Consider the following 25251-nt stretch of genomic DNA (forward strand, 5'->3'; position numbering starts at 1 on the left):
TTAATTATGAAACAAATGTAGACCGGAATTTTCCGGAATTTTTTAACATTTGATAAAAAACTATTTCTGTGCTCTGATCCGGCTTAAAGAAACCTGAGTGATCCCAATATAATCTGCCATGTCCCCAAGACTGATTCGCTGGATAAGATCAGGTCTTTGCTTCAGAAAATTGTTGTATCGTTTTTTACCGTCGTCCTCAAGCATTTCGCTGATCCGTCCCATCATATTGATCGGAGCTTTTGAATACAGTTTACTGAAAAGTGTTTCCGCCGTATGGTATTTCTTACATAGTTCCTCAATAACATTTTTGTGTATGCGCAAAACTTCACATGGCTCCAGTGCGACGATCATATATTTTGAAGCACTGCCCGTCAGAAAACCGTTCAGTTCTGTGAAAAAAGAATTTTCTGCAAAAAAAGTCATGATAAAATCTTTATCGCCGTTATCAAAAAACAGCTTTACCAGACCTTTCTCAAGAAAATAAAAATACCTGCAGGTTTCATCTCCTTTTAAAAGAAAGTCACCTTTTCTGTAAGTTTTTGCTTCTAAATTTGATGTCAGAGCTTCCATTACAGATTGTTCCGGTTTTATAATACTTTCAATGGTTTGAGTGAAACGGGGAGAATTCATATTCAACAATATTGTTTATAAAGAAATTAAATATAATAAAAAAGCACCTAAATTTATATTCTGTACACCAAAAAAGATTGATAGATTTGCCATAACAATATGAACGATCACTATCTTAAAAAACTCGACAGAGTAACGGCTATTCTCACACAATTACAGTCAAAACCGACCGTAAGGGCACAGGACCTTGCTGCAAAATTTGATGTCAGCATCCGTACGATCTACCGGGATGTGAAAACGCTGGAAAATGCCGGAATTCCCATTATAGGAGAAGCGGGAAACGGCTATTCCCTGATGGACGGCTATAAGCTTCCGCCCATTATGTTTACAAAAGAAGAGGTATTGAGCTTCATCACTGCGGAAAAACTGATGCAGAAATTTTCTCCCCAAAGCCTTGGAAGCCATTACCAGATGGCCATGGAGAAAGTCCGCTCTGTGCTTCGGAATTCAGATAAAAATCTGATCCTGAATATTGAAAAACAGATCGATGTTTATAATCATCATCCACAGACAAATGATACGATCAAAAATGTGATACCCACCATTCTGGAAAGTATTGCAGATAAAACACAGCTGATTATTGAATATAAAACAGTTGATTCCCGGGTAACGAACAGAACCATTGAAGCTGTTGGTATTTTCTTTGAATTCAATTATTGGTACATTATGGCTTTCTGTACCATGAGAAAAGATTTCAGGCAGTTTCGTGTTGACAGGATTTTGCAGATTTTCAAAACCCAGAACCCTTTTTCCCAGGAATATGGACAGATCAATGATTACAGAAGGTATTCAAGCGGAGAGAAAACCAGGGTCAGGCTTTTAGTTGAGAAAAAAATAATAGGACATATCGTAAATTCCAGGAGATATTATGGGTTTATTGAAGAAACGGAAACGGAAAATGGAATGGAAATGATCTTTGATACAGAATGGATAGATGAAGGTTTTCCGAGGTGGCTGATCACTTTTGCAGATTATGCAACTATTTTGGAGCCGGAATCATTAAAAACAAAGCTCAGAAATTTGGTGGAAAATATTTCAAAAAGTTTGGAATGAAAAACATAAACTCGGGCTTCACATTCGTGAAGCCCGAGTTTTAGAAATTTATATCATCTGAATAAAAAATTTCACTTCAACTGAATGACAAAAATCAGAAACAACAAAATCGGGGTGTCTATACTTAATGAATGGATAATTTGAATAATTTTGATTCTGCTGTTTCATCTTTTTGCCTGGATTGAATTATCATTTTCAGTCTAAATAAAGGCATTAATGATCCTAAAATCTCTCCCAAAAAAAAGGAGGTTCAATCCCTAATGCTCTCAGATAGGTATAACCCTGTCCGCGGTGATGAATTTCATTATCCACGAAATAAAGAATATTCTGATATACCGGGAATTCATACTGTCCGAATAAATTGAAGGTTTCTTGGAAACGCTCTTCAGTAATCAGGCTGAAATAATGGTTGATCACTTCTGTTTCTTCATCCCATTTTTTCAGGATATCTTCTTTTGTTTTTGGGTTGAATCCTTCCTCATTGTAATCTTCCATGTTTTTATCAACTATTCCTTTCAAAGCAGATCCTCCGATACTAATCAGTTCTACTGCCAGCTTTGCGAAAGGTCTCATGCCTCCTACAGAGAATTCAAATAATTCTTTTTCAGGAAAAGCTTCTATTACTCTTCTTGTCAGATTTCTGTGTCCTTGCCAGTGCTCTAATAATTGATCGGATGTCATGAACTGTTTTGTGGCTGTTGCTGTAGTTGTCATAATTGTATTGTTTAGTTTGTTATTGTTGATACAAAGGTATGACAGCATTATGACAACAGTTTGTCAGTAGGATTTTTGATATTAAAAAAATATTTTATTTCTTTATTGAAATATCTATACCTGTTTTTCCGTTAGAGAGAAAATATATGGGTAAAAAAAATTGATCCCTATTAGAATTTTAAAATGAAGAAGTATATTTTACCTGTTATTCCAGCTCTTTTATTACTGTCATGTAATAAAATCGAAGAAAAAATCGACCAGACTGTTCAGAAAACTACTGAAACTGTACAGCAGAAAGCTCAGCAGGCAGTTGAAGAAACAGTGAAGAAAACAGTTAGTGAATCAATTAATTCTTTAACGAATTCCCAGGATGTAAAGTTCAGCCAGGTATTTCCCGATGATGGAAAGCCTGTAGTTTCAGAAGAGACCGGAAAGAAATTTAAATTTCCTAACGGTTCCGAAGGCTATATTTTCAAATATAAATCGGATATCGCAGTACTGCTTCCCTTTCTGGAAAAGCAGCCTTCTTCCGACGAAAGCAAATCAGACAAAACAGCCCATAAAATAGACGGACAAAGCATCATTGACAAAATAAGTTTTGTCTCTAAATTCCTTCCTGAAAATACTATTGATACCAGTTTCCTGGAGGATATCAAAAACGATAAAAATATAGAATATTATAAGCTGAAAAGGTTTCCCAACAACAGTACAATAATCTATAACCCCAAAAACCAGACCGTCATACAATATGTAGAGGTAAATAAATAATTTGTAAGTGACCGGATTTTTCCGGTCATTTTTTGTACACAGTCATTGCGAGCCATTCGCGGAGCAATCTCAATCTGTTGAAAACTACGTATTAGAAGGAAATCATTTTTATTTCTTATGTCTATTAATCACTTTTTCAGACAGAATAGGAAGTTATTACTATTTCTTTTTCAGATTATTAATAAGCTACTTAATGTTTTGTAAATCAATTCTTAATTTTTATAGAATAATATGTTTTGCATAAGTTGGGAAAGGGATTTTTATTATATTTTTATTTTTTGTGTTTAATATTGATATTTTTACTAGATTTATTAAATTATTAACAATATATGAAAAGAAAATTATTTAATAAAAAAATCTGTGTATTAGTATTAAGCGGAGCGGGTACTATGGCATATGCTCAGGAAACTGTAAAAGAAAACAATATAGATGAAGTTGTGGTTACTACCGGCAGAACTAAGCCCAGAACCATAATTACCTCTGCAATTCCTATTGATAATATTTCTGCTGTACAGCTAAAATCTACGGGGCAGGTTACTTTTGATAAGGCTTTGACGTATTCGGTACCATCTTTTAATTCATCACAGCAAACCGTTTCTGATGCAACGGCTCATTTTGATCCGGCAGATTTAAGAGGATTAGGGCCTTCCAGAACATTAGTTTTGGTTAATGGTAAAAGAAAAAATCAAAGCGCTTTAATTTATGTAAATGATACGCCGGGAAAAGGTGAGGTAGGTACGGATCTGAAAAGTATTCCATCTGCCGCCTTACAGAATGTAGAAGTATTGAGAGATGGTGCATCTGCACAATATGGCTCTGATGCTATTGCAGGAGTGATCAATATTATTCTTAAGAACAGCGTTGGAAAAAGTACAGTCAATCTTTTTTCAGGTATTACTTCGGAAGGAGACGGCTTTAATATCGGAGCAGATTTTAATACAGGAATCAGAGTTGCAAAAAATGGAAGTTTGAACCTTACATTGGGATATTCTTCCCAAAATAAAACTAACCGTGCAGGTTCTGTTACAAAAGATGAACTTTTTGGTGTTGATAATGCCTGGACGCAGGCTAATCCTGGTTTAGGAATGATTATAGGGCAGCCGGAGACAAAAGTGGCCAATATGTTTGTAAATTTTGAATTGCCAACAGGTGAAACAGGCAAGTTTTATGCTTTTGGTGGTACAACTTACAGGAATGGAACTAGTTTTGGCTTGTATAGAACACCCTATTGGGTAACTTCAGATTTTGGTTTATTAACTCCAAAAGGGCAACCTTATAATGGATTTCAGCCGGAATTTAAAACGGATGTTTATGATTATAATTTAACCTCCGGGTGGAAGGGAATGTTTGGAAAATGGAGTTTTGATGGGAGTGCAACTTTTGGCTCTAATGCAGTAGATTATGTTGTAGGAAACACGATTAATACGTCTTTGGGTGCAAATTCACCAACCCGTTTTAAAGCAGGTGGTCATCAGTTTAGTAATATTATAGGAAATATAGATATCAACCGAAATTTTGGTGCATTTGTTTTAGGAGCTGGTGTTGAAGTACGTAATGAAAACTATCAGGCGAAGGCAGGAGAAGAGGCATCTTATATAGGAAGTGGTGCAGAATCGTTTCCAGGACTGCAGTCTCAAAATGAAGTCAATAAAAATCGTCAGAATATTGGAGCTTATATGAATGCTGAATGGGATGTTACGAAAAACCTGTTACTTGGAGGAACTGTGAGATATGAAAATTTCAGTGATTTTGGAAATAATGTTTCCTGGAAAGGAAATGCAAGATACAAGTTGTTAGATGATAAATTAGTTTTCCGTGGGTCTGTTTCTACAGGATTTCGGGCACCTTCATTACACCAGATTTATTATTCCAATGTTCAAACCAAAATTACAGGGAATACGGTAGCTAATCAGGGTACTTTTAACAATGACTCTCAAATTGTAAGATCAGATCTTGGGGTACAAAAATTAAATGCTGAAAAAGCCTTTAACATTACTGGGGGATTTGCCATAAAACCTTTTAAAAACTTGACGATTACAGCAGATTATTATAGAATAAAAATTAAAGACCGGGTACTTTTCTCAGGAGATATTGGTTACAAAACCGGTGCTCCGGGTAGTCCGGATATAACAAACCCTGTGGAAGTAATATTAGATAATAATAAAATAACCTCCTTGAAGTTTTTCACTAATGCTGTAAATACAGTTACTGAGGGGATAGATTTCGTAGCTAATTATTATACTTCCGCTATTGGCAAAGGAAGATTGGGAGTTATTGCTGCTTTCAATTATAACGAAACTAAAATAGTAGATAATATTGCCGTTCCGCCTATTTTGGCTGAAAATGGTTACTCGGAAAACTTTTTTGATAGAAAAGAACAATCTAGAATTACCTCTGCAAGGCCAAAAACAAAAACTATTCTTAGTCTTTCGTATGACATTTCAAAGTTTAACTTTAACCTTAATAATACTTATTTTGGTTCTGTTACATGGCAGCATGCAACTGATCCTGCCAAAGACCAGACATTTTCCGGTAAAGTAATTACTGACATCGTTTTAACATATAAAATCACCAAAGATCTTAAAGTTTCCGGAGTCGTAAATAATTTATTTAATATTTATCCGGATGTAATAGACAGCAAAGGAGATGTAGTAACAGATCTTGGAGGAAGGTTCAAATATCCTTGGGAGGTGAATCAGTTCGGATTTAACGGAACAACTTTTCAGCTAAATGTTAATTATACTTTTTAATCTATAAATAAAATAAAGGAACTGGTGTTTGCTTTGTCATGCTTACCAAAGAGGAAGCAATCTCAAAAGATATAAAAACCCACATGTACAAATATTAACTGACATTAATTCCTAATGTCAGTTAATCATTTTTTCAGATAGAATAGGAAGTTATTACTACATTTTACTTTTTACATTGTACAAAAAAAAGTACTTTAGTAGTATGAAAATTTATACAAAGACAGGAGATAAAGGTCAGACTGCATTATACGGCGGAACAAGAGTTTCCAAAGCCAGTGCAAGAGTGGACAGCTACGGAAATATAGACGAGCTTAATTCATTCATTGGTATTTCTAAAAGTCATATTGAAGATGAAGAGGTTTTGAAGCAGTTGAAAAAAATTCAGTTTGATCTGTTTACGGTAGGCTCAGAAGCTGCAACGCCGGTTGATAAATTAATGTTGGCCAACGGAAAATCTCGTTTGCCACTGATTATTTCAGACACTGAGATCGAAGAGCTGGAGCAGTGGATGGATGCCTTTGAAGAAAAGCTGGAGCCCCTTCAATACTTTATTCTTCCCGGTGGTGGAAAATCTGCAACATTTTTACATGCTGCAAGAACCATCTGCAGAAGAGCGGAACGTTCCCTGGTTTTCCTGAATGAATCTGAAGAAGTACGTCCAGAGCTCATCAAGTACCTGAACAGGCTTTCTGATTACCTTTTTGTTTTAGCAAGATATATTTCAAAAATCAACAACGAACCGGAAGAATACTGGAATCCGAATGAAAGATAAAGCATTACTTTTCATCAACGGAGACCACCCCAAAACTTTTCCAAACCCGGATCAGTATGGCTTAATTGCCTGCACGGATGGCGCTTTTCATTATCTGAAGCAGTTGGGTTTTCCTTTAGACAAGCTGGATTTTATTTCCGGTGATTTCGATTCCCATTCAGGAGCAGATGAAGATGTTTACCAGGAAAAATTTATTCTTACCCTGGATCAGGACAAAACAGATTTTCATAAAGCTTTGGAAATTATTTTAGAAAGGGGATGTCTTTCTGTAGATGTTTTCGGGGGAAGTGGCGGCGAGCAGGATCATTTTTTAGGGAATCTTACCGTTGCTTATACATTTAAAGACCGGTTGGGAATAAAATTCTATGATGATTTTTCTGAATATTATTTTGTTCCGCAGAATTTTAAAATAAAAGGAGTTAAGAATAGAATGATCTCATTGTATCCTTTTCCTTCAGTTGAAAATATAACAACAACAGGATTGAACTGGCCTTTGACCAACGGGAATTTAAGTATCACTTCAAGAATAGGAACAAGAAATTTTGCGGTTGAAGATGAAGTTTCCATTCAGTATCAGTCCGGAGATCTGTTGTTTTTTGTAGGAATTAATGAAATAGAATATCCCGGAATATATTGAAACAATTCATAAAGATATCGGTTCTGCTTATCGCAGCATTTTGTGTTTTTTCCTGTAAAACACAGGATTTTATCCAACCTGAATATGGGAAAAATAAATCAGGGAAATCTATTGAAATCAAAAAAGTATACAATTTCAGAACAGTCGGGAATATTAAAAATATTGAAGGCAGAACTTTAAAAGCAGGAAAATTTTACAGAAGTGGTCATCTTCACCAATTGAGGAAAAGATCCTTCAAAGAAATGCAAAGCCTGGGAATAAAAGAAGTCATTGATCTTAGAAATTCAAAAGAAATATCTGATAAGCCGGATCAGCTTCCCGATGGCATCATTTATAAAAAATATTCAGCCTTTAAAGATGAGGGAGACCAGCTGACCAAAGCTAAAAAGCTTGTTTTAAAAGGAAAAGTTAATGGTTCCGATGCTGATAAAAGAATGATTGATTTCTACCGTGAATATATAACGGAAAACCCGGAAGTGATCAAAAAAATCATCACTGAAATCCTGGAATCCGATCAGCCGGTTCTCTATCACTGTACCGCAGGAAAGGACAGAACAGGAATCACAACGGCTTTAATTCTGACTATTCTAAAGTTTGATAAAGAAACAATTTACAATGATTATCTTTTATCCAATAATTACAGAGAGAAATTGGTCCTGAAAAGACTAAATCTAGCAAATAATCTACATTTTCTATATCCCAAGATGGATGTGAAGGTCCTTGAAAAACTGAGCTGGGTAGAAATCGCTTATCTCGATGCAGCTTTTGATGAAATCAATAAGAAATATGGCTCCACCGACACTTATATTCAACAGGTATTGGGAATTTCGGCAGATAAGAGGGAAGAATACATTAAGAAGTTTACAAATTAATAATCTGTTCAGGTTTTTGCCTGATCCTGTTTTGAAATTTATAATAAATTTAACGCTTAAAAATCAAACTTTTTTAGCAATTTTGCATTTCGTAATTCACTTGTCAAGAAATGAAAATAAAGTACTCGGAACTTATTGATCAGACATTATATTTTCCTACGGAAGAATTTAATGTTTCTGAGAACAATTTGTTATTTCACGATGTTCCTTTAATGGAAGTCGTTGAAAAATTTGGCACCCCGCTAAAAATTAGCTACCTGCCAAGAATTTCTCAAAATATCCAGAAGGCGAAAAGCTGGTTTAAGGAAGCTTTTGAGAAAGCCGAATATAAAAAGAATTATACCTACTGCTACTGTACAAAATCCAGTCATTTCAATTTTGTGCTTGAAGAAGCTCTTAAGAACGATATCTCTATCGAAACTTCTTCAGCATATGATATGGACATTGTAAAATCTCTTTATGAGAAAGGAAAAGTAGATAAAAATATTGAAGTCATTTGTAATGGATTCAAAACCGATGATTATCTGGTGAAAATTTCAGAAATGATCAACAGTGGCTTTGAAAATATTACCCCAATCCTGGATAACTACCGTGAGCTGGATAAGCTTACCGAAAGTATAGATACCACTTTCGATATCGGGATCAGAATTGCTTCAGAGGAAGAACCTAAATTCGAATTCTATACCTCAAGATTAGGAATCGGGTATAGAGATATTATCCCTTACTACAGCCAGAAAATCGCTGAGCATCCGAATGCAAGACTGAAAATGCTTCACTTCTTCATTAATACAGGGATCAAGGACACAGCCTATTACTGGAACGAATTATATAAATGTCTCCGTGTATATGCACGTTTGAAGAAGATTGCTCCGGAAGTGGATTCACTGAACATTGGTGGTGGTTTCCCGATCAAAACATCTTTAAACTTCGAGTACGATTATCAGTATATGGTAGAGGAAATCGTTTCTCAGATCAAAAAGTTCTGTGAAGAAGAAGGAGTGGAAGAACCTAATATCTATACGGAATTCGGAAGCTTTACCGTAGGGGAAAGTGGCGCCAACCTTTACAAAATCATTTCTCAGAAGCGTCAGAATGACAGAGAAAAGTGGAATATGATTGATTCTTCATTCATGACCACACTTCCTGATACATGGGCAATTTCAAGACACTTTATTATGCTTCCATTGAACAGATGGGAAGATACTTATGAAAGAGTATTCTTAGGAGGACTAACCTGTGATTCAGATGATTATTATAATTCTGAACAGCATACGAATGCAATCTATCTGCCGGTTTTCAGCGATACAAAGCCTCTGTATATCGGATTTTTCCATACAGGAGCGTATCAGGAAACAATTGGAGGATATGGTGGAGTTCACCACTGTCTGATGCCTCAGCCGAGACACGTCCTGATCCAGAAAGACGAAAACGGAGAGCTTCAGTACGAAATTTTCCGTGAAAAACAGGAACCTGAAGATATTCTGAAAATTCTGGGTTACTAGTTATAACGAAGAACGGGAGTGATAAAGCAATCTCATCTTAATACTCTTAACAATTTAAATTGCTTCTTAATGTTTCAATTTTAATCATTAAGATTTTTGTGAAAAATAAAGCTCTCAACATTTGAGAGCTTTTTCTTTTAAAAATATTTTGAAAGCTTATCCAGCTCCAGTTCTTCATAATCTGTAACTACGATATCCGCTAAAGTATAATCCTGATTTTTGGAATGCGGGCTTCTGTAGGCAGCGCAGAAAATTTTCGCCCTGTTCGCGGCAAGGATCCCGTTGGTGGAATCTTCAATAACCATGCAGTTTTCTACCGGTTCTTCTGCCATTTGCGCCGCGAGAAGAAATACTTCAGGATGAGGTTTGGATTCCTTTAGAGCGGCACCGCTTATTTTCCCGCTGAAATAATCTTCAAGCCCGAATTTCTCAAAAACCATATTGATGGTCGTCATTGTAGCCGAAGAAGCGAGGATAAGTTTAATGTCGTTTTCATGATAATGTTGGATCAATTCCCTTACTCCCGGAATCAGATCAAATTCCTCATCATTATCAAAATAATCTTTGAAGTATGATCTTTTAATGCCGGCAATGGCTTCGTGAGTTTGGTTTAAACCATATTTCTGAATCAGCGTTTCACAGACTCTTTTTGTGGAAGCTCCTGTGAAAGAAGTGTAAAGATCTTCGGAAACAGCAATTTCCAGTTTGTTGAAGGTGGCAAAATAAGCTTTTCTGTGCAGTGGTTCCGTATCTACAATAACCCCGTCCATATCGAAAAGAACAGCTTTTAAGGACATATTTTGTTTTTTACAAAAATAACTTTTAAAATTTAAACATTAAAAAGATTTTAGAATTAAAAAATTCGGAGCTCATCACTCTTGATTTATAACTCAACGACTATTTGTATCTTTGTGAAATCATTTAATCTTTAAATCATTTAAATTTTTAAATAAAACATGAGAACATACGCAGGAATTCCTGAAGAAAATGCAACGTTAGAGAACTCTAAAGTAATGCTGGTAACTGTTCCTTACGATGGAACTTCAACATGGGGAAAAGGAGCTGATAAAGGCCCTGAATTATTCTTAGATGCTTCAGAAAACATGGAGCTTTATGATATTGAAACAGGAACTGAGCCTTTCCTTGACGGTGTATATCTGGCAGGAGAAATTTCTGAAAATTCAAGTCCTGAAGCAATGACAGAAGCCGTTTACCAAAAAACAAAAGAGCTTTTGAACAACGAAGGAAAAGTATTTACACTTTTCGGCGGGGAGCACTCGGTTTCTATCGGTTCTATCCGTGCGGTAGGAGAGAAGTTTGAAAATCTTACTGTTCTTCAGCTGGATGCTCATACCGACCTGCGTCCTGAATTCCATGGATCTACTTCTAACCACGCATGTGCGGTTTTTGAAGCGAATCAGAAGCATAACCTGGTTCAGGTGGGAATCCGTTCCATGGATGCTGAAGAAGCTCAATATCTGCCGGAAGGAAGAGTATTTTTTGCCCATGAGATTGCGAACAATGACAACTGGATCAATGATGTTTTAGAAAAAGTTTCAGGAAACGTATATATCACCATCGACCTTGATGCTTTTGATCCGTCAATTGCTCCTTCTACAGGTACTCCGGAACCAGGTGGACTTCAGTGGTACCCAACTCTGGAATTGTTGAGAAAAGTATTTGAAAAATGTAATGTAGTAGCGTTCGATATTGTAGAATTAATGGATTCTCCGATGGCTAAGCCAACAGCTTTCTTAGCAGCTAAATTATATTATAAAATGCTTGCTTACAACCATATTTATAACAATAACTAAAATTCCGCAAGAATCAGATTTTTTCTGCCCTATATTCTTTGGAAATTTGTGAGGTAAAAAAGAAATAGTATGTCCGCACAAAGTCAGATAGATTATAACAGAATTGCCAAAGCGATAGAATATATCCAGAGCAATTTCAGGCTTCAGCCAAGTTTGGAGGAAGTGGCAGAGAATATTCACTTGAGTCCGGCTCATTTCCAAAAGATATTTACAGAATGGGCAGGAACAAGTCCTAAGAAATTTTTACAGTTCATCAGTCTTGAACATGCTAAAAATTTGCTGAAGGAAGAGAAAGCGACTTTATTTGATACCGCTTACGAGACGGGACTTTCCAGCACAAGCAGGCTTCATGACCTGTTTGTGAACATAGAAGGAATGTCTCCGGCGGAATATAAAAACGGCGGAAAAAGCCTGAACATCAATTACAGTTTTTCCAAAAGTCCTTTTGGATATGTAATGGCAGCATCTACGGAAAAAGGGATCTGCTATATGGCTTTTGAAGACGATAAAGAAACAGCATTGGGGAATTTATATGCTAAATTTCCCAATGCTTCTTTTTTTGAAAAACAGGATGCCCTGCAGAAAAATGCCCTCTCCATATTTGATAAAGACTGGACGAAGCTGAACACGATTAAACTTCATCTAAAAGGAACAGATTTTCAGCTTAAAGTATGGGAAAGTCTTCTTTCTATTCCAATGGGAAAACTTTCCACCTATGGAAATCTTGCTGAAAAAATAGGAAACCCGAATGCCTCAAGAGCTGTTGGAACAGCGATTGGCAGCAACCCTGTAGCTTTTCTTATTCCATGCCACCGTGTGATCCAGTCTACCGGAAATATTGGAGGTTACCGATGGGGTAGCGGAAGAAAGCAACTGATCGTGGGGTGGGAAAGCTCGCAGGTTTACGCTGGAGATTAGATTCCGTGTTGCCTTAATCTGATTTAAGTTTTGGCTAAAGCCAGATTGATGTTTTTATTTATAAAACGGACTAAAGTCCGTTCCTTTTGATGTAAATACTGTAAATCATATATTTAAAATATTATTACAGAATAAAAATCTTAGTTTTTTTCAAAAACTTAAGTGCAATTTATTCAATGTTTTAATAATAGCTTAAAAACTAAAGTGTTAAAAAAAATTACGACTTTTATGGTTAAAGAATTAATTAAAAGTTACTAATCCATTATACTTTTTACAAATCAAAATCATGAACAGCCTGTTTGAAGAAATATCAGAATATCCTTTGAATATTCTTCCGCATGACGGAACCGTCCATTATTATGGAAAAGTTTTTAGTAAGGAAAAATCAGATTTTTTCTATAATTATCTATTGAATCAGATTCCATGGGAAAACGATGAGGCGATGATCTTCGGAAAATTAATTTTAACAAAAAGAAAAGTAGCCTGGTTTGGAGAAAAAGCCTTTGAATATACCTATTCAAAGCGGACAAAACTGGCGAAATTTTGGACTCCGGAACTGTTAGAATTGAAGAAAAAATGTGAAGAGGTTTCAGGCGAGACTTATAATTCCTGTCTTCTTAATTTATATCACGACGGAAGTGAGGGAATGGCTTATCACAGCGATGGCGAAACCGATCTTAAGAAACACGGTGCTATTGCTTCTCTGACTTTTGGGGCGGAAAGAAAGTTTTTATTTAAGCATAAAACAACCAAAGAGAAAGTAGAAATATTTCTTGAAAACGGAAGCCTTCTGATCATGAAAGGAACAACTCAGGAAAACTGGCTGCACAGACTGCCGCCGACCACCAAAGTGAAAACGCCACGGGTGAATCTTACGTTCAGAACGATTGAGGAATAAAAAAAGATGATAGTTTCGGGAGCCTCAGCCACCATCTTTTTGTACAGAAATTATTAACGTCTGTTGACTGAGGTTCTTGAAGTCAGCCGGTCCATAATAAAAAAATCCGGTCGCTGAGGTTTCCCAAACGACCGGATTTTTATGTTTTCTGATATATATCTATACTTGGCTGGTGACTGAGGTTCTCGAAGCTACCATTTCTTTCTATTTCAATACTTCAGCTTCAATAGAGCTGTCATTATACACCTTGATGAAGGCTTTTGTATAGTCGTCTTTCGTTGCAAAATTTGGATTCTCCATAAATTTCTGAGGGTTGATTGCAAAAAGCGGCCACCAGGTGCTGCTGATCTGGATCTGGATCTTGTGTCCTTTTTTGAAAGTATGCATCACATCCTGCAGCCTGAAATTCACTGCAGTTTTCTGGTTGGGAACCAATGCTTCTCCCTTTTCTCTTGAATTTCTGAATCTGGCAGGCATGATCTCGCTTCTTACCATTTGATGGTAGTTTGGATAAATCACACCGTCTTTCTTCTCTGCAGGTTTAAAATCTTCAGGGTAAACATCAATTAGCTTTACTGCAAAATCTGCATCTGTAGAAGTGGAAGCAATATTCAGTTTAGCCATAATCTCTCCCGCAAAACTGATGTCTTCCGTTAAAACATCTGTTGTAAACGTTAAAACATCAGGTCTTCCCACTGCAAATCTCTGATCTTCAGACATATAATTTTTAGGAGTAAATCCATTGAAATCTTTCAGGTTATCAGAACTTAAAACCGGATTGTTCGGGTCGCTGTAATATTCTGAAAACCCTTGGCCTGCTGCATTTTTTAAAGTGCCGCCTGCCAGGTAGAAATTAACTTTCTGGGCATTTTTTGGGGGATAAGAGGCAAATTCTCTCCATTCTTTAGAACCTGTATCATACATCAGGGCTTCCGGAAGTCCGGTATCTTCTTTCGTGTTTCCTTTTAAATAATGATTAAAAAACTTAGTTTCAATATTTTTTTGGTAATACGTTGCAATGCTGTCTCCGAAATAGATCTGGTTGTGGAAATGTTTTCCCTGCTCCTGAGCCCATGCTCCGTGAGAGAAAGGTCCCATGACAATGGTATTTTTGGCTTTCGGACTTGTTTTTTCTATGGTTTTGTAAATATTCAGAGGTCCTGAAAGGTCTTCGGCATCAAACCACCCTCCAACCGTCATTACGGCATGGTTTACATTTTTCAAATGGGGAAGCAGGCTTCTTTTCTGCCAGAATTCATCATAGTTGGGATGGTTCATGATTTCGGTCATGAAGAAATTGTTCTGATAATATTTTTCATAGCCATCTTTCAAAGTACCCATGTCTCGGTAAAACTTCAGACCGTCTTCCGAAGTTTGCTTTACAAAAGTATCCATATACCAGGCCTTGTTTTCAGGCTTTGTTTTCTGAACTCCAAAAACAGGGAATGTTCTGAAATAGCCCAGCATGAATCTGCCGTTGTGAAGAAAATCATCATTCCAGAAGTCCGAAATAGGAGCCTGGGGAGATGAAGCTACCAAAGCCGGGTGCTGTGCCAGTATGCCTGCCGCAGTATAAAATCCCGGATATGAAGTTCCGTATTGTCCTGCCTTACCATTATTGTCTTTGATATTCTTTAAAAGCCATTCTATGGTATCATAAGTATCCGTGCTTTCGTCCACATCTTTTTTGGTTTTGCGGTCCACCTGAGGGGTCATATTGGTAAAAGTACCTTCACTCATGTATCTTCCGCGGACATCCTGGAAGACAAAAATATACTTATCCTTCATCAGGAACTGGTTAGGCCCCAGTTTGGTTCTGTATTCATTTTCTCCGTAAGGAGCAATGCTGTAGCAGGTTCTCTGCATCAGGAAAGGATATTTGTTCTTATTTGAAATATCTTTCGGAATATATACCGCTGTGAAAAGCTTTACTCCGTCACGCATTGGGATATAGAATTCCTTTTTGGTGAAATTATCTTTTACGAAAGTATCCTTCTGGTCTGTACTCTGTGCAATTCCAAGGATAAAAAAGAAAATAAATAAAATTGAAATATGGATCTTCATAAATAAAATTTACCGCTAATTTAGAAATAAAATGGCTTTAATATACCTTATAGCCACAATCTTTCAATGGAAAATAGAAGGAAATAAAAAACTATAAAGCTCTCAAAGTATAAACACCTGCTGGATCTGTGGGAAATTATAAAAAAAACATCCCCATTTGGGGATGTTTCGTAAATATTTATTGAAGATTAACTATTTGAAAAATTAAGCTTTTAAATATCTTGAATAAGCATAACCTTCCTGACCGTCATCAGTTTTCACTTTCCACCAGTCATCAGAAGTCTGCTCAATCAAAGTTACCGATGATCCTTTTGCAGCTTTTCCTACTACAGCAGCCTCAGTAGAAGGCTCCTGTCTGATGTTCAGATTAGAATCTTCCGTAGCTACCGTTAAAGAAGCTCCTGAAGTTAATCCTGCTACCTGTACATCAATATTGATATCTGAAGCCGAATAAGTAGAATCAATAGTTCCTAAAGCATTCCAGACTGCATCTTTCGCTGCTGTGCTGGAAGCATTTCCAGTAACATAAAGAATACCATCCTGCTCCTGAACCTGAAGGTTAGAAATTCCTGCAGACTGAGCTGCTGAAACTACACTTGAATATTTATCTTGTAATGTGCTCATCTTAAAATTATTTTACCACTAGGTTATTGTTATACTTTCCGATTTTCAAAGCATCTACAGATTCTTTGATTTTTCTTGCCTGAGGGCCTGAAACATTTCCTGTAAGCGTAAGTTGTCCGTTTACAACCTCTACTTTTACAGATGGGAAATCTTTAACAGCATCCTGAACTTTTTTCTGAACCGCCGGATCTACAGCAGATGCTGTTTCCACTGGTGCAGCTGTAACCGGAGCAGCTACAGTAGACATATCCATCACTTCTTTTACACCATTAATTGCTTTTAATTTTGCAATCATAGCATCTTTAGACTGCTGATCTTCGAAAGTTCCGCTTAAATGAGCTACTCCTTCTTTTACTTCTACAGAAGCATTGGGATTAGAAGTTACCACAGTTGTAGCCTGAGTCTGAAGATCGGCATCTGAAATTTTCTTTTTGCAAGACACCGCTCCAAAAGATATAGCTACAGCTAATGCAGCCATTGCGATAGTTTTTTTCATAGTTGTATATTTATTAATGTTGTTAATACAATCAAATGTAATAATAAAATTTGTACCAAAATAATAAAAGCTTAATAAATGTTTCTTAATTTTTTTACAATATTTTCGGAATCAGTGATTTAATTTTAATGTATTATAAACTTAACCCAATCTTAACCGAATTCAGACAAAATCTTGTACCAATTGAAAAACTATTATATTTGTGGGAATTGAACTATTTATATGAAAGGACAGAATAAACTTTTTATTGCCATTATCATTGCGCTTATCCTGGGAGTAGGGATCGGAGGTCTGGTACACGTACAGTATCCTGAAAGTGCCGAACCGTTTTCCAAAAACATCAAACTGTTGGGAACCATTTTTATCAGGCTCGTACAGATGATTATTGCACCGTTGGTTTTTACTACGCTCGTCGTTGGAATTGCCAAAATGAGTGATATCAAAATGATCGGGAGAGTAGGGACAAAAGCCATGCTGTGGTTTATCAGTGCTTCCTTGGTTTCTCTTTTTATAGGACTGGTATTGGTCAACTGGCTGGAGCCGGGACATGTAACCAAACTGCCTATCCAGGATGCAGCTGCCGCAGAAGATCTTTTAAAAAGCAGTAAAGGGTTTTCCCTGGAAGACTTCGTAAAGCATATGATCCCTAAAAGTTTATTTGAAGCTTTTGCTACCAATGAGGTGCTTCAGATTGTTGTCTTTTCCATTATGTTTGGAGTAGCCCTTGCTAATTTAGGGGAAGAATATTCAAAGCCGGTAGTTAAACTTTTTGATATTATTGCCCATGCTATTCTTAAAATGGTAGGCTATATCATGTGGTTTGCACCACTTGGAGTTTTGGGAGCTATTGCTGCCGTAGTGGCCATGAACGGGTTTGAAATATTCAAAGTTTATGCAATTTACCTGAGAGACTTTTTCTTTGCATTGGGTGTACTTTGGCTTGTTCTTTTATTGGTAGGCTATCTGATCTTAGGAAACCGTCTTTTCGAACTCCTTAAAAGAATAAAAGCCCCGTTACTGATTGCTTTTTCAACAACAAGTTCAGAAGCTGTATTTCCAAAACTAGTGGAAGAGCTTGAAAGATTTGGATGTAACAATAGAGTTGTATCTTTCATCCTGCCTTTAGGATATTCATTCAACCTTGACGGAAGTATGATGTATATGACGTTCGCCTCCATTTTCATTGCCCAGATTTATGGTATTGAAATGGAAATTGGGCAGCAGATCACAATGCTTTTAGTTCTGATGCTTACGTCGAAAGGAATTGCAGGAGTTCCGAGAGCTTCTTTGGTGATTATCGTGGCAACATGTTCCATGTTCGGAATTCCGCCGGAAGGTATCGCTTTGATCCTGCCGATCGACCATTTCTGTGATATGGGAAGAAGTATGACAAATGTATTAGGAAATGCATTGGCCACTTCCGCTGTTTCCAAATGGGAAGGACAGCTTGAAAATACACCTCAGGAAGTTTAATCGCACATGACAAAACAATATATAGAGAATCATAGACAATATTTCCTTACAAAAGGCCTTACCGTAATCAATTCGGTCTTTTCTGATGATGAGATTGAAAAGATCGCAAAGAGCATTCGAAATGCTGATAAATCGAGAGAGAATTTCAGAAAATCCGATGACCTTTTTGCTGTAAGACAGTTCCTGAAAGAAATTCCGGAGGTTAAAGATCTGATATTTAACGATACCATTAAAACCATTGTAAGAAAACTTTTCGGAGAAAAGTATTTTGCTGTAAAAAGCATTTATTTTGACAAACCGGAAACCTCAAACTGGTATGTGGCGTATCATCAGGATCTGACAATTTCAGTAGATAAAAAGCTGGAAATGGAGGGCTTCGGACCTTGGACCACTAAAAAAGATCAGTTTGCTGTACAGCCGCCTCTGTCGTTTCTTGAGAACATATGTACCATCAGGATCCATCTGGATGATACGAATGAATATAACGGAGCATTGAAAGTTATTCCGGGATCTCACACCAAAGGAATCTACAGACCGGAAACGATAGACTGGAGTGAGGAAACGGAAAGATTCTGTGATGTACAGAAGGGTGGGGTCATGATTATGAAACCTCTTACGCTTCACGGTTCCAACAGAACTACCGATGGCAGGAGAAGAAGAGTGATCCACATAGAATTTTCTGATATGGAGCTGCCACAGGGACTAAAATGGTCTGAAAAATTAAATTAAAATCAGCTATAAAATGGTATCAGACGAAAATCAATTTCCGGCCATTGATTCAAAAACTTCTAAAGGCTTGACTTTGGCTATTAAAGTTTTTTTTTCAATATTCGCCATATTGACACCGCTGATGATGATTTTAATGGTATGGTTTACCTTAGCTTCAAACAGCATTAAGTTTGAAATAAAAATTTTAATTGTTGTATTAGCGATATTAGTTATTGGTTTATTTGTATGGCTTTTGATGGTACAAATAAGAGAAAAATCAACCACCAAAATAATTCGGGCAACGGTTGACAAAACAGGAATTCATCATTATAGTAATCAGGGCTTAGTAAAATCAATACAGTATAGTCAACTGATGCCAAATCCTGAAAACGGAGAATATGATATTTTTATATATCTTGACCAGAGCGATACTGATATGGATTTGTGTTTTTATGTATTCGATGATGCAGTAAATAAAGTGGTAAGGAAAGCATTATTCATAGAAGGAGATATTGTAATTATTAATGGAAACTCATTAAAAAAACATTTCCTAAAAGGAATTAGTCTGTTCAGGCCTGATTTGAAAATTGCGCCCGGTGTCCTGGATTTGTATAATCTAAAGAAAAACTTATAGACACCTATAAAAAATGCACTTCGAAATTGAAGTGCATTTTTTTGATTAGTAAAGATAGAATTAATAAAATTGAAATTCAGCCATCTTAGATTGCTGTTTTCCAGTTTCTTTACCATTAATTATTTAACAGAAATCTCATCAATAAAAATATAAGACTCACCGCCAGCTCCCTGATGCCATTCCGGAAGCTTTCCGAAGTAATACGCTTTTACTTTGATGTACCTGGCTTCAGTAGGAAGGATTTCAGCGGAGAAATCCTTAATCTGTACTTTTTCGTCTCTAGCATCAATCGTATGGTCGATGTTTTTCAGAAGGACAAAGTCTTTTCCGTTCATGGAAGCATAATATTCCACTTTTTTAGGCATCAGGATCCAGGCTCTGCTGTCCTGAAGATAAGTGGATGATAATTTAGTAATCTGTTGTGGAGATTTTAAATCGATCACTGCTTCAAAATCCTGTCCCTGATAGCCGTGCCATTCACCCTTTCTCCAGTTCACATCACCATTGATGCCATCGATCAGAGCCAGTTTCCCATTGGCGGTATATTGTGGATTAACTTTTGAATTGATAGTAATATCCCAATAATTGGGTCTTCTGTTGAAATTGGCTACAGTAACAGAGCTTTTTTCTCCATTTCTTTCCGAATAGGCAAGAACCTGAGTGGTTTTGCTGATGGTGAAAGGTCCTTTATAGGCTATGAAGGTTTTTCTTACGTTAGCATCGCTTTCGCTTAGGGTCATATAATAGACTTTATCAGCAGGGTTCAGTGGAGTGATCTGTACTTTTGCAGAAAAGTCAAAGATCCTGTCGGAGGCAATAACCGGTGCTGGAGTCAGCTGTGTATATTTAAAATCTTTTGATGGCTTGCTGTTTTCAAAACCTAATTTCTGCAGTTCGGATCTGCTGGTGTTCTTGCTGATCACTTTTGTACTGCCGTCTTCCAGATGAATTTTAACCTCATCAAAATAAGGTGTAGTTGTCTGCCATTCGGGCAATCCCGGTGTTACAGCATAAATTCCCAGTGAGCTTAAAATATACCAGGCGCTCATCTGGCCACAGTCTTCATTTCCGATAAGCCCGTCCGGCGTATTTTTATAAAAATGATCAAGGATATATTTAATCTTGGCATCTGTTTTTTCCGGTTTCCCCACATAGTTGTATAAATAAGCAATGTGGTGGCTTGGTTCATTTCCCTGAGCATACTGCCCCATCAATCCTGTGATGTCTGCCTGCTCTCTTCCCGTTGTTTTATCCGGTGCCGCAAAAATAGCATCAATGAACTGTTCAAATTTTTCCTTTCCGCCATGAGCTGCGATCAGTCCCGGAATATCCTGTTGTACCGAATAGGAATAATGCCATGAATTTCCCTCTGTGTAATTATTGTTGACTTCCGCCGGATCAAAAGGTTCATACCAGTTTCCGTTCTTTCTTGGCTGCATAAAGCCGTTGTTCGGATTGTAAAGATTTTTCCAGCTCTGGGAACGCTTCATGAAATACTGATAATCTTCTTTTTTGCCTAAAATCTTGGCCATTTGTGCAATACACCAGTCGTCGTAGGCATATTCTACCGTTTTTGAAACACTCTCGTGTTCATCATCAATACTGATGTAATTATTCTGTTTATAAGCATTTAAGCCAAAAATATCCAGCATGGCAGAATTTTTAGACGCATTGAATGCTTGTTCATAATCAAATCCCTGAATGCCTTTCGCCATCGCATCTGCAATTACAGAAACAGAATGGTAACCAATCATGCATTCCGTTTCATTGGAAGCCAGTTCCCAAACCGGAAGTTTTCCGCCCTGCTCATACTGCTTGATAAAAGTATTGATGAAATCGGCTGTTCTCTTTCTGTCGATCAGTGTCATCAGCGGATGAGCAGCTCTGAAAGTATCCCAAAGCGAGAATACAGAATAATAATCAAAGCGTGCTGTTGTATATAGCTTATTGTCTCTGCCTCTGTATTTTCCATCCACATCCATATTGATATTCGGTTGGGTAAAAACATGGTAAAGAGCTGTATAAAAGACAGAGAGTTTATCCTTATCATCAGATTTTACTTCAATTTTTGACAGTTCCTTATTCCAATCAGTTTCGGCCTGCTTTTTTACGGTTTCAAAATCATTGGATTTTCCTTCTGCCATCATATTTTTTTCCGTTCCTTCATAACCTGTGGGGGAAATAGCCACTTTTACACTAATCTTTTCTCCTTTTTTAACATCTCCCGAAAATGCCAGAGCCAGTTTTGTTCCTGTGAAAAGCTTGTCTTCCTGCTTTCCGTTAACCTCTTTTTTTGAGATTTTCATTGGTTTTGAAAATTCAATTCTGGCGTAGATATACTGATTGGCTGCCCAAGCTTCACTTCTTCTGAAAACTTCAATAGTTTTGTCATCAATAATCTTTACTTCACCTTCCAGCAGTTTATCCCTGTGGTTGAGGTCCAGAATAATATTAGCCTTCCCCGAATTATTAAAAATATATTCATGGTAACCAACCCTTTTGGTGGTGGTCAGGCGAACATCAATATTGTTTTTATCTAACTTGACGGAATAAAATCCCGCAGAAGCCTTTTCATTTTTGTGCGAAAATTTTGAAGAATAATCTTTGTAATTAAGGCTTGCATTTCCCATCGTAGGCATCAGCATAATATCTCCGTAATCCGAAACCCCTGTTCCGTTGAGATGCGTATGCGAAAAACCATAGATTACAGAATCTGAATAATGATAACCGCTGCATCCGTCCCAACTCCCGTCTATCCTTGTATCCGGAGAAAGCTGAACCATTCCGAACGGAACAACGGCTCCGGGAAAGGTGTGGCCATGACCTCCGGTTCCTATAAAAGGATTTACATACTGCGAATAATTCTGGGAATAGATAATCTGGGCAATACATAGTGAGAAAACTGCCAGGCTTTTTTTCATATCATAATTTTATATCAACGAATATATTAAAAACATTAGACCGGAATGTAATAAAAGAAGACCGGAATTGTGAGAAGCAGGAATAAAACCTGTGCATATTTCGCAGGATTAAGTTTTGGCTAAAGCCGGATGAACGGTAAAAATATAGTGGTTAATGGGCTAAAGCCTATTCCTTTTGAATTTATATGGATTGTTTACACCTTTTAATCTTAAGACCTAAACTTCTCCTTCAAAAAGATCATCTAAATAATTCTGCTGATCAACTTCCGTTCGGTCTGTCCCCAAAAATTTTTTCCAGGCTCTGGACTCATGATATACAATGCCCATTTCCCAAACACAATACGTGGGAAGATGAATTTTGTTCCTGTTCCAAACTTCTAATTTTCCTGAACCATCATAATAAACGCTTTCCCATAGTTCGTTTTCGCTCCTCCATGTGCAGACCAATAACAGATAATGCTCACCACATCTGTGCATAATGACAAAACCCAGGTCATCTTTATTCTGGAAATTTTCCTCAGCATTTTCGATGCAGGTCTTTGCATTGATAATATCTTGAGCAGAAACTGCAGACGGATCTTCGGCAAGGTCATACCATTTGAATCTTGTCTTTCCTGGCACAAAAATACCTTTGGGAGATGCATATTTAGAAGGATAACTGTTGGTATTCATAGGTTATTTTTATGGTAATAAATTATATTGTAAGAGTGAGGATAATAAATATAACGGTAGAATTTTTGTAATCTTATTTATCACATCGGGTTATAGATTTTATTGATTCTAAATTGTCGAAAAAATACGTAAATTTGTGAACAATTTATATTTAGTATGTTGACGAAAGAAAAGGTTCAAGATTTCCTTAAAGAGATAGAAGTAGACGATTTGGTGAATAACTTTCAAATCATGGGTAATGATGTTTATATTGACATGACTGCCCATTCACCGGCAATGCACGAAAAGAAAAAGCTGGAGGCAGCTATGAAGCAGGCTTTTGCCAGTGAGTTTGGAGAAGATATTAATCTGAAATTAAAAATTGTTTCTCCGGAGCCCAGCGAGATTCAGCAGAGCCAGATTAAAGGTAAGCAGATTGCAGGAATTCAGAATATTATAGCTATTGCTTCCGGAAAAGGAGGTGTAGGAAAATCTACAGTGGCTGCAAATATGGCAGTTACTTTAGCTAAAATGGGTTTCAAAGTAGGATTACTGGATGCCGATATCTATGGACCGTCTGTTCCTACGATGTTCGATACGGAAGGTGAAAAGCCGATCTCTGTAGAAGTTAACGGTAAAAGTATGATGAAGCCTGTAGAAAATTACGGGGTGAAAATGCTGTCTATAGGATATTTCTCAGGAGCCAATCAGGCTGTAGTTTGGAGAGGCCCTATGGCTTCCAAAGCTTTGAACCAGATGATCAGAGATGCAGCATGGGGTGAACTTGACTTTTTATTGATTGACCTTCCTCCGGGAACGGGAGATATTCACTTATCCATCATCCAGGAAGTACCTGTAACCGGTGCTGTAATTGTGAGTACCCCTCAGCATGTAGCATTGGCAGACGTAAGAAAGGGGATCGCAATGTTCCAGATGGAAAGTATTAACATTCCGGTTCTTGGATTAATCGAAAATATGGCGTATTTTACGCCGGCAGAACTTCCTGATAACAAGTATTACATCTTTGGACAACAGGGAGCTCAGTATCTTGCTGAAGATCTGGGGATTCCGGTATTGGGAGAGATTCCATTGATCCAGAGTATCAGAGAAGCGGGGGATGTCGGAAGACCGGCTGCGCTTCAGGAAGGGTCTAAGATTGCAGAGATCTACACCGAAACGGCAAGAAATATGGTGGAAAGTCTTGTGGAAAGAAATAAAAACCTTCCGCCTACAGAAGCAGTAAAGATTACCACTATGGCAGGATGCTCGCCGAAAGCTAAAAAATAATGATTTTCAATTAAGTTTGAAAAAACCGAATTGAACTAAAGAAATATGGAAACAAATATAACACACGAAGATACAGTAACGAGAGTAATGGAAGCTCTGGAAAGCATCAGACCGTTCCTGAATAAGGATGGAGGCGATATCGAGCTTATTGACGTGAAGGATAACCAGGTTTTTGTAAAACTTTTGGGTAACTGTTCCGGGTGTTCGCTGAATTTTTCAACCCTGAAACTGGGCGTAGAAAATACCATTAAGCAACATGCCCCGGAAATTGAAAAAGTAATCAATGTAGAGTAAAAAATTACACGAAATATTTTTTTAAGACAGGTTTTTTCAGCCTGTCTTTTTTTTGTGCTCCCATTTCCTGATACTATTTTTAAGGGTTATGTTTGATGAGCATTTTAACGTTCCACGATTTACACTTATAGCTGTATTTTATACTGATTTTTATTGGCTTTATTTATTTTTTTTAATTATATTTGTTAAAAACGCATCTTATGTTTGAATTTCTGCAAAACTTAGAACCACTGCAACAGGGGTTCTGGTATACAGCCATAGCAGCTAGCCTTATCTTTCTAATTCAAACGGTTCTTACTTTTGTCGGAGGCGGCCACGGAGATACAATTCATGCTGATTTTAGCGGCGACAGCCATGCTGACAGTCCTTTTCAGTTATTTTCTTTCAGAAACCTGATCAATTTCCTTTTAGGATTTGGATGGAGTGGTGTAGCATTCTACGGTTCAATAGGCAACAAGTCACTGTTGATCTTTGTTGCAGTGCTTGTAGGAGCCGGATTTATATTTCTGTTCTTTATTCTTATCATGCAGATCCTTAAACTTACGGAAGACAATACGTTCAAGATGGAAAATCTGATTGGAAGGGCAGGAGAAGTTTATCTTACCATTCCTGCAGATATGAGCGGAAAAGGCAAGATCACCATTTCTGTGAACGGAACCAGCCACGAACTTCCTGCAATGACGGAAGCAAAAGAAAATATTCCGTCCGGTGATTCTGTGAGGGTCACTTACATCTATGACAAGATTCTTGTCGTTTCAAAAATTTAATTAT

At 37.1% G+C, this 25251-nt stretch carries 24 protein-coding genes; 16 read left to right on the top strand and 8 right to left on the bottom strand.

Going from position 1 to position 25251, the window contains the following annotated elements:
* Positions 1-60: 60 nt before the first annotated feature.
* Positions 61-630 (bottom strand): Crp/Fnr family transcriptional regulator, encoded by a 570-nt coding sequence (locus V6R96_RS12100; protein ID WP_111956652.1) that lies wholly within the window; start codon positions 628-630, stop codon positions 61-63.
* A 99-nt stretch (positions 631-729) separates the two neighbouring features.
* Between V6R96_RS12100 and V6R96_RS12105 the strand changes: the two genes are divergently transcribed.
* A complete protein-coding gene (locus V6R96_RS12105; protein ID WP_336378819.1) occupies positions 730-1683 on the top strand; it encodes a YafY family protein in 954 nt (317 codons plus the stop codon).
* Between the two features lie 222 nt (positions 1684-1905).
* Here V6R96_RS12105 and V6R96_RS12110 read toward each other — a convergent pair whose 3' ends face one another.
* Positions 1906-2397: a DinB family protein gene (locus V6R96_RS12110; RefSeq protein WP_336378818.1), complete on the bottom strand. Its 492-nt coding sequence runs from the start codon at positions 2395-2397 to the stop codon at positions 1906-1908.
* Between the two features lie 183 nt (positions 2398-2580).
* On the opposite strand from V6R96_RS12110, the gene V6R96_RS12115 reads away from it, so the two are divergent.
* The 6 genes from V6R96_RS12115 to V6R96_RS12140 all read left to right on the top strand — a co-directional run bounded on the left by V6R96_RS12115 (position 2581) and on the right by V6R96_RS12140 (position 9698).
* A complete protein-coding gene (locus V6R96_RS12115; protein WP_336378817.1) occupies positions 2581-3165 on the top strand; it encodes a hypothetical protein in 585 nt (194 codons plus the stop codon).
* A 329-nt stretch (positions 3166-3494) separates the two neighbouring features.
* Positions 3495-5915, top strand: a complete 2421-nt coding sequence (locus V6R96_RS12120) for a TonB-dependent receptor domain-containing protein (protein WP_336378816.1) — start codon at positions 3495-3497, stop codon at positions 5913-5915.
* A gap of 202 nt (positions 5916-6117) precedes the next feature.
* The gene (locus V6R96_RS12125) at positions 6118-6687 is read left to right on the top strand and encodes a cob(I)yrinic acid a,c-diamide adenosyltransferase (protein WP_116010911.1); all 570 of its coding nucleotides are present in this window, start codon (positions 6118-6120) and stop codon (positions 6685-6687) included.
* Complete coding sequence (locus tag V6R96_RS12130; protein ID WP_336378815.1) at positions 6677-7324, top strand: thiamine diphosphokinase; 648 nt, start codon at positions 6677-6679, stop codon at positions 7322-7324. The genes V6R96_RS12125 and V6R96_RS12130 overlap by 11 nt, the downstream gene beginning before the upstream one ends.
* On the top strand, positions 7321-8196 hold the full coding sequence (locus tag V6R96_RS12135) for a tyrosine-protein phosphatase (protein WP_111956666.1): 876 nt from the start codon (positions 7321-7323) through the stop codon (positions 8194-8196). Before V6R96_RS12130 ends, V6R96_RS12135 begins: the two co-directional genes overlap by 4 nt.
* 110 nt (positions 8197-8306) lie before the next feature.
* A complete protein-coding gene (locus tag V6R96_RS12140; protein ID WP_111956668.1) occupies positions 8307-9698 on the top strand; it encodes an arginine decarboxylase in 1392 nt (463 codons plus the stop codon).
* Positions 9699-9835: 137 nt separating this feature from the next.
* Here the strand turns inward: V6R96_RS12140 and V6R96_RS12145 are convergent, their stop codons facing one another.
* Positions 9836-10495 carry an HAD-IA family hydrolase gene (locus V6R96_RS12145; RefSeq protein ID WP_336378814.1) on the bottom strand — a complete coding sequence of 220 codons (660 nt, stop codon included), beginning with the start codon at positions 10493-10495 and terminating at the stop codon, positions 9836-9838.
* Positions 10496-10654: 159 nt separating this feature from the next.
* On the opposite strand from V6R96_RS12145, the gene speB reads away from it, so the two are divergent.
* From speB to V6R96_RS12160, 3 genes are all read left to right on the top strand, one after another.
* Complete coding sequence (gene speB, locus V6R96_RS12150; RefSeq protein ID WP_111956672.1) at positions 10655-11512, top strand: agmatinase; 858 nt, start codon at positions 10655-10657, stop codon at positions 11510-11512.
* A gap of 69 nt (positions 11513-11581) precedes the next feature.
* The gene (locus tag V6R96_RS12155; RefSeq protein WP_336378813.1) at positions 11582-12430 is read left to right on the top strand and encodes a methylated-DNA--[protein]-cysteine S-methyltransferase; all 849 of its coding nucleotides are present in this window, start codon (positions 11582-11584) and stop codon (positions 12428-12430) included.
* 286 nt (positions 12431-12716) lie between these two features.
* Positions 12717-13328: an alpha-ketoglutarate-dependent dioxygenase AlkB gene (locus V6R96_RS12160; RefSeq protein ID WP_336378812.1), complete on the top strand. Its 612-nt coding sequence runs from the start codon at positions 12717-12719 to the stop codon at positions 13326-13328.
* A gap of 204 nt (positions 13329-13532) precedes the next feature.
* On the opposite strand, the gene V6R96_RS12165 is transcribed toward V6R96_RS12160, so the two are convergent.
* The 3 genes from V6R96_RS12165 to V6R96_RS12175 all read right to left on the bottom strand — a co-directional run bounded on the left by V6R96_RS12165 (position 13533) and on the right by V6R96_RS12175 (position 16512).
* The gene (locus tag V6R96_RS12165) at positions 13533-15392 is read right to left on the bottom strand and encodes a CocE/NonD family hydrolase (RefSeq protein WP_336378811.1); all 1860 of its coding nucleotides are present in this window, start codon (positions 15390-15392) and stop codon (positions 13533-13535) included.
* A 204-nt stretch (positions 15393-15596) separates the two neighbouring features.
* Complete coding sequence (locus V6R96_RS12170) at positions 15597-16016, bottom strand: SH3 domain-containing protein (protein WP_111956680.1); 420 nt, start codon at positions 16014-16016, stop codon at positions 15597-15599.
* A gap of 7 nt (positions 16017-16023) precedes the next feature.
* On the bottom strand, positions 16024-16512 hold the full coding sequence (locus V6R96_RS12175; protein WP_111956682.1) for a BON domain-containing protein: 489 nt from the start codon (positions 16510-16512) through the stop codon (positions 16024-16026).
* A 222-nt stretch (positions 16513-16734) separates the two neighbouring features.
* On the opposite strand from V6R96_RS12175, the gene V6R96_RS12180 reads away from it, so the two are divergent.
* Genes V6R96_RS12180 through V6R96_RS12190 form a run of 3 tightly spaced genes read left to right on the top strand, consistent with a single transcriptional unit; the run spans position 16735 to position 19327 of the window.
* Positions 16735-17985, top strand: a complete 1251-nt coding sequence (locus V6R96_RS12180) for a dicarboxylate/amino acid:cation symporter (RefSeq protein WP_111956684.1) — start codon at positions 16735-16737, stop codon at positions 17983-17985.
* A 6-nt stretch (positions 17986-17991) separates the two neighbouring features.
* Complete coding sequence (locus tag V6R96_RS12185; RefSeq protein WP_336378810.1) at positions 17992-18714, top strand: phytanoyl-CoA dioxygenase family protein; 723 nt, start codon at positions 17992-17994, stop codon at positions 18712-18714.
* 13 nt (positions 18715-18727) lie between these two features.
* A complete protein-coding gene (locus V6R96_RS12190; RefSeq protein WP_336378809.1) occupies positions 18728-19327 on the top strand; it encodes a hypothetical protein in 600 nt (199 codons plus the stop codon).
* Between the two features lie 119 nt (positions 19328-19446).
* On the opposite strand, the gene V6R96_RS12195 is transcribed toward V6R96_RS12190, so the two are convergent.
* Both V6R96_RS12195 and V6R96_RS12200 read right to left on the bottom strand, forming a co-directional pair.
* Complete coding sequence (locus tag V6R96_RS12195) at positions 19447-22248, bottom strand: GH92 family glycosyl hydrolase (RefSeq protein ID WP_336378808.1); 2802 nt, start codon at positions 22246-22248, stop codon at positions 19447-19449.
* Positions 22249-22464: 216 nt separating this feature from the next.
* Entirely contained in the window at positions 22465-22920 is a 456-nt protein-coding gene (locus V6R96_RS12200; RefSeq protein ID WP_336378807.1) for a hypothetical protein, read from the bottom strand.
* Between the two features lie 156 nt (positions 22921-23076).
* On the opposite strand from V6R96_RS12200, the gene V6R96_RS12205 reads away from it, so the two are divergent.
* From V6R96_RS12205 to V6R96_RS12215, 3 genes are all read left to right on the top strand, one after another.
* The gene (locus V6R96_RS12205) at positions 23077-24186 is read left to right on the top strand and encodes an Mrp/NBP35 family ATP-binding protein (RefSeq protein WP_111956694.1); all 1110 of its coding nucleotides are present in this window, start codon (positions 23077-23079) and stop codon (positions 24184-24186) included.
* Between the two features lie 45 nt (positions 24187-24231).
* Positions 24232-24480 carry a NifU family protein gene (locus V6R96_RS12210; protein ID WP_002977212.1) on the top strand — a complete coding sequence of 83 codons (249 nt, stop codon included), beginning with the start codon at positions 24232-24234 and terminating at the stop codon, positions 24478-24480.
* Positions 24481-24680: 200 nt separating this feature from the next.
* On the top strand, positions 24681-25247 hold the full coding sequence (locus tag V6R96_RS12215; protein ID WP_111956696.1) for an NfeD family protein: 567 nt from the start codon (positions 24681-24683) through the stop codon (positions 25245-25247).
* Positions 25248-25251 lie beyond the last annotated feature (4 nt).

This window comes from Chryseobacterium sp. CCNWLW53 (assembly GCF_037083525.1).
GTDB classification, from domain to species: domain Bacteria; phylum Bacteroidota; class Bacteroidia; order Flavobacteriales; family Weeksellaceae; genus Chryseobacterium; species Chryseobacterium lathyri.

Excerpts from the sequence above, each read along its gene's own strand:
- V6R96_RS12100 (WP_111956652.1), bottom strand. The coding sequence starts at position 630 with ATGAATTCTCCCCGTTTCACTCAAACCATTGAAAGTATTATAAAACCG.
- V6R96_RS12105 (WP_336378819.1), top strand. The coding sequence starts at position 730 with ATGAACGATCACTATCTTAAAAAACTCGACAGAGTAACGGCTATTCTC.
- V6R96_RS12110 (WP_336378818.1), bottom strand. The coding sequence starts at position 2,397 with ATGACAACTACAGCAACAGCCACAAAACAGTTCATGACATCCGATCAA.
- V6R96_RS12115 (WP_336378817.1), top strand. The coding sequence starts at position 2,581 with ATGAAGAAGTATATTTTACCTGTTATTCCAGCTCTTTTATTACTGTCA.
- V6R96_RS12120 (WP_336378816.1), top strand. The coding sequence starts at position 3,495 with ATGAAAAGAAAATTATTTAATAAAAAAATCTGTGTATTAGTATTAAGC.
- V6R96_RS12125 (WP_116010911.1), top strand. The coding sequence starts at position 6,118 with ATGAAAATTTATACAAAGACAGGAGATAAAGGTCAGACTGCATTATAC.
- V6R96_RS12130 (WP_336378815.1), top strand. The coding sequence starts at position 6,677 with ATGAAAGATAAAGCATTACTTTTCATCAACGGAGACCACCCCAAAACT.
- V6R96_RS12140 (WP_111956668.1), top strand. The coding sequence starts at position 8,307 with ATGAAAATAAAGTACTCGGAACTTATTGATCAGACATTATATTTTCCT.
- V6R96_RS12145 (WP_336378814.1), bottom strand. The coding sequence starts at position 10,495 with ATGTCCTTAAAAGCTGTTCTTTTCGATATGGACGGGGTTATTGTAGAT.
- speB (WP_111956672.1), top strand. The coding sequence starts at position 10,655 with ATGAGAACATACGCAGGAATTCCTGAAGAAAATGCAACGTTAGAGAAC.
- V6R96_RS12155 (WP_336378813.1), top strand. The coding sequence starts at position 11,582 with ATGTCCGCACAAAGTCAGATAGATTATAACAGAATTGCCAAAGCGATA.
- V6R96_RS12160 (WP_336378812.1), top strand. The coding sequence starts at position 12,717 with ATGAACAGCCTGTTTGAAGAAATATCAGAATATCCTTTGAATATTCTT.
- V6R96_RS12165 (WP_336378811.1), bottom strand. The coding sequence starts at position 15,392 with ATGAAGATCCATATTTCAATTTTATTTATTTTCTTTTTTATCCTTGGA.
- V6R96_RS12170 (WP_111956680.1), bottom strand. The coding sequence starts at position 16,016 with ATGAGCACATTACAAGATAAATATTCAAGTGTAGTTTCAGCAGCTCAG.
- V6R96_RS12175 (WP_111956682.1), bottom strand. The coding sequence starts at position 16,512 with ATGAAAAAAACTATCGCAATGGCTGCATTAGCTGTAGCTATATCTTTT.
- V6R96_RS12180 (WP_111956684.1), top strand. The coding sequence starts at position 16,735 with ATGAAAGGACAGAATAAACTTTTTATTGCCATTATCATTGCGCTTATC.
- V6R96_RS12185 (WP_336378810.1), top strand. The coding sequence starts at position 17,992 with ATGACAAAACAATATATAGAGAATCATAGACAATATTTCCTTACAAAA.
- V6R96_RS12190 (WP_336378809.1), top strand. The coding sequence starts at position 18,728 with ATGGTATCAGACGAAAATCAATTTCCGGCCATTGATTCAAAAACTTCT.
- V6R96_RS12195 (WP_336378808.1), bottom strand. The coding sequence starts at position 22,248 with ATGAAAAAAAGCCTGGCAGTTTTCTCACTATGTATTGCCCAGATTATC.
- V6R96_RS12200 (WP_336378807.1), bottom strand. The coding sequence starts at position 22,920 with ATGAATACCAACAGTTATCCTTCTAAATATGCATCTCCCAAAGGTATT.
- V6R96_RS12205 (WP_111956694.1), top strand. The coding sequence starts at position 23,077 with ATGTTGACGAAAGAAAAGGTTCAAGATTTCCTTAAAGAGATAGAAGTA.
- V6R96_RS12210 (WP_002977212.1), top strand. The coding sequence starts at position 24,232 with ATGGAAACAAATATAACACACGAAGATACAGTAACGAGAGTAATGGAA.
- V6R96_RS12215 (WP_111956696.1), top strand. The coding sequence starts at position 24,681 with ATGTTTGAATTTCTGCAAAACTTAGAACCACTGCAACAGGGGTTCTGG.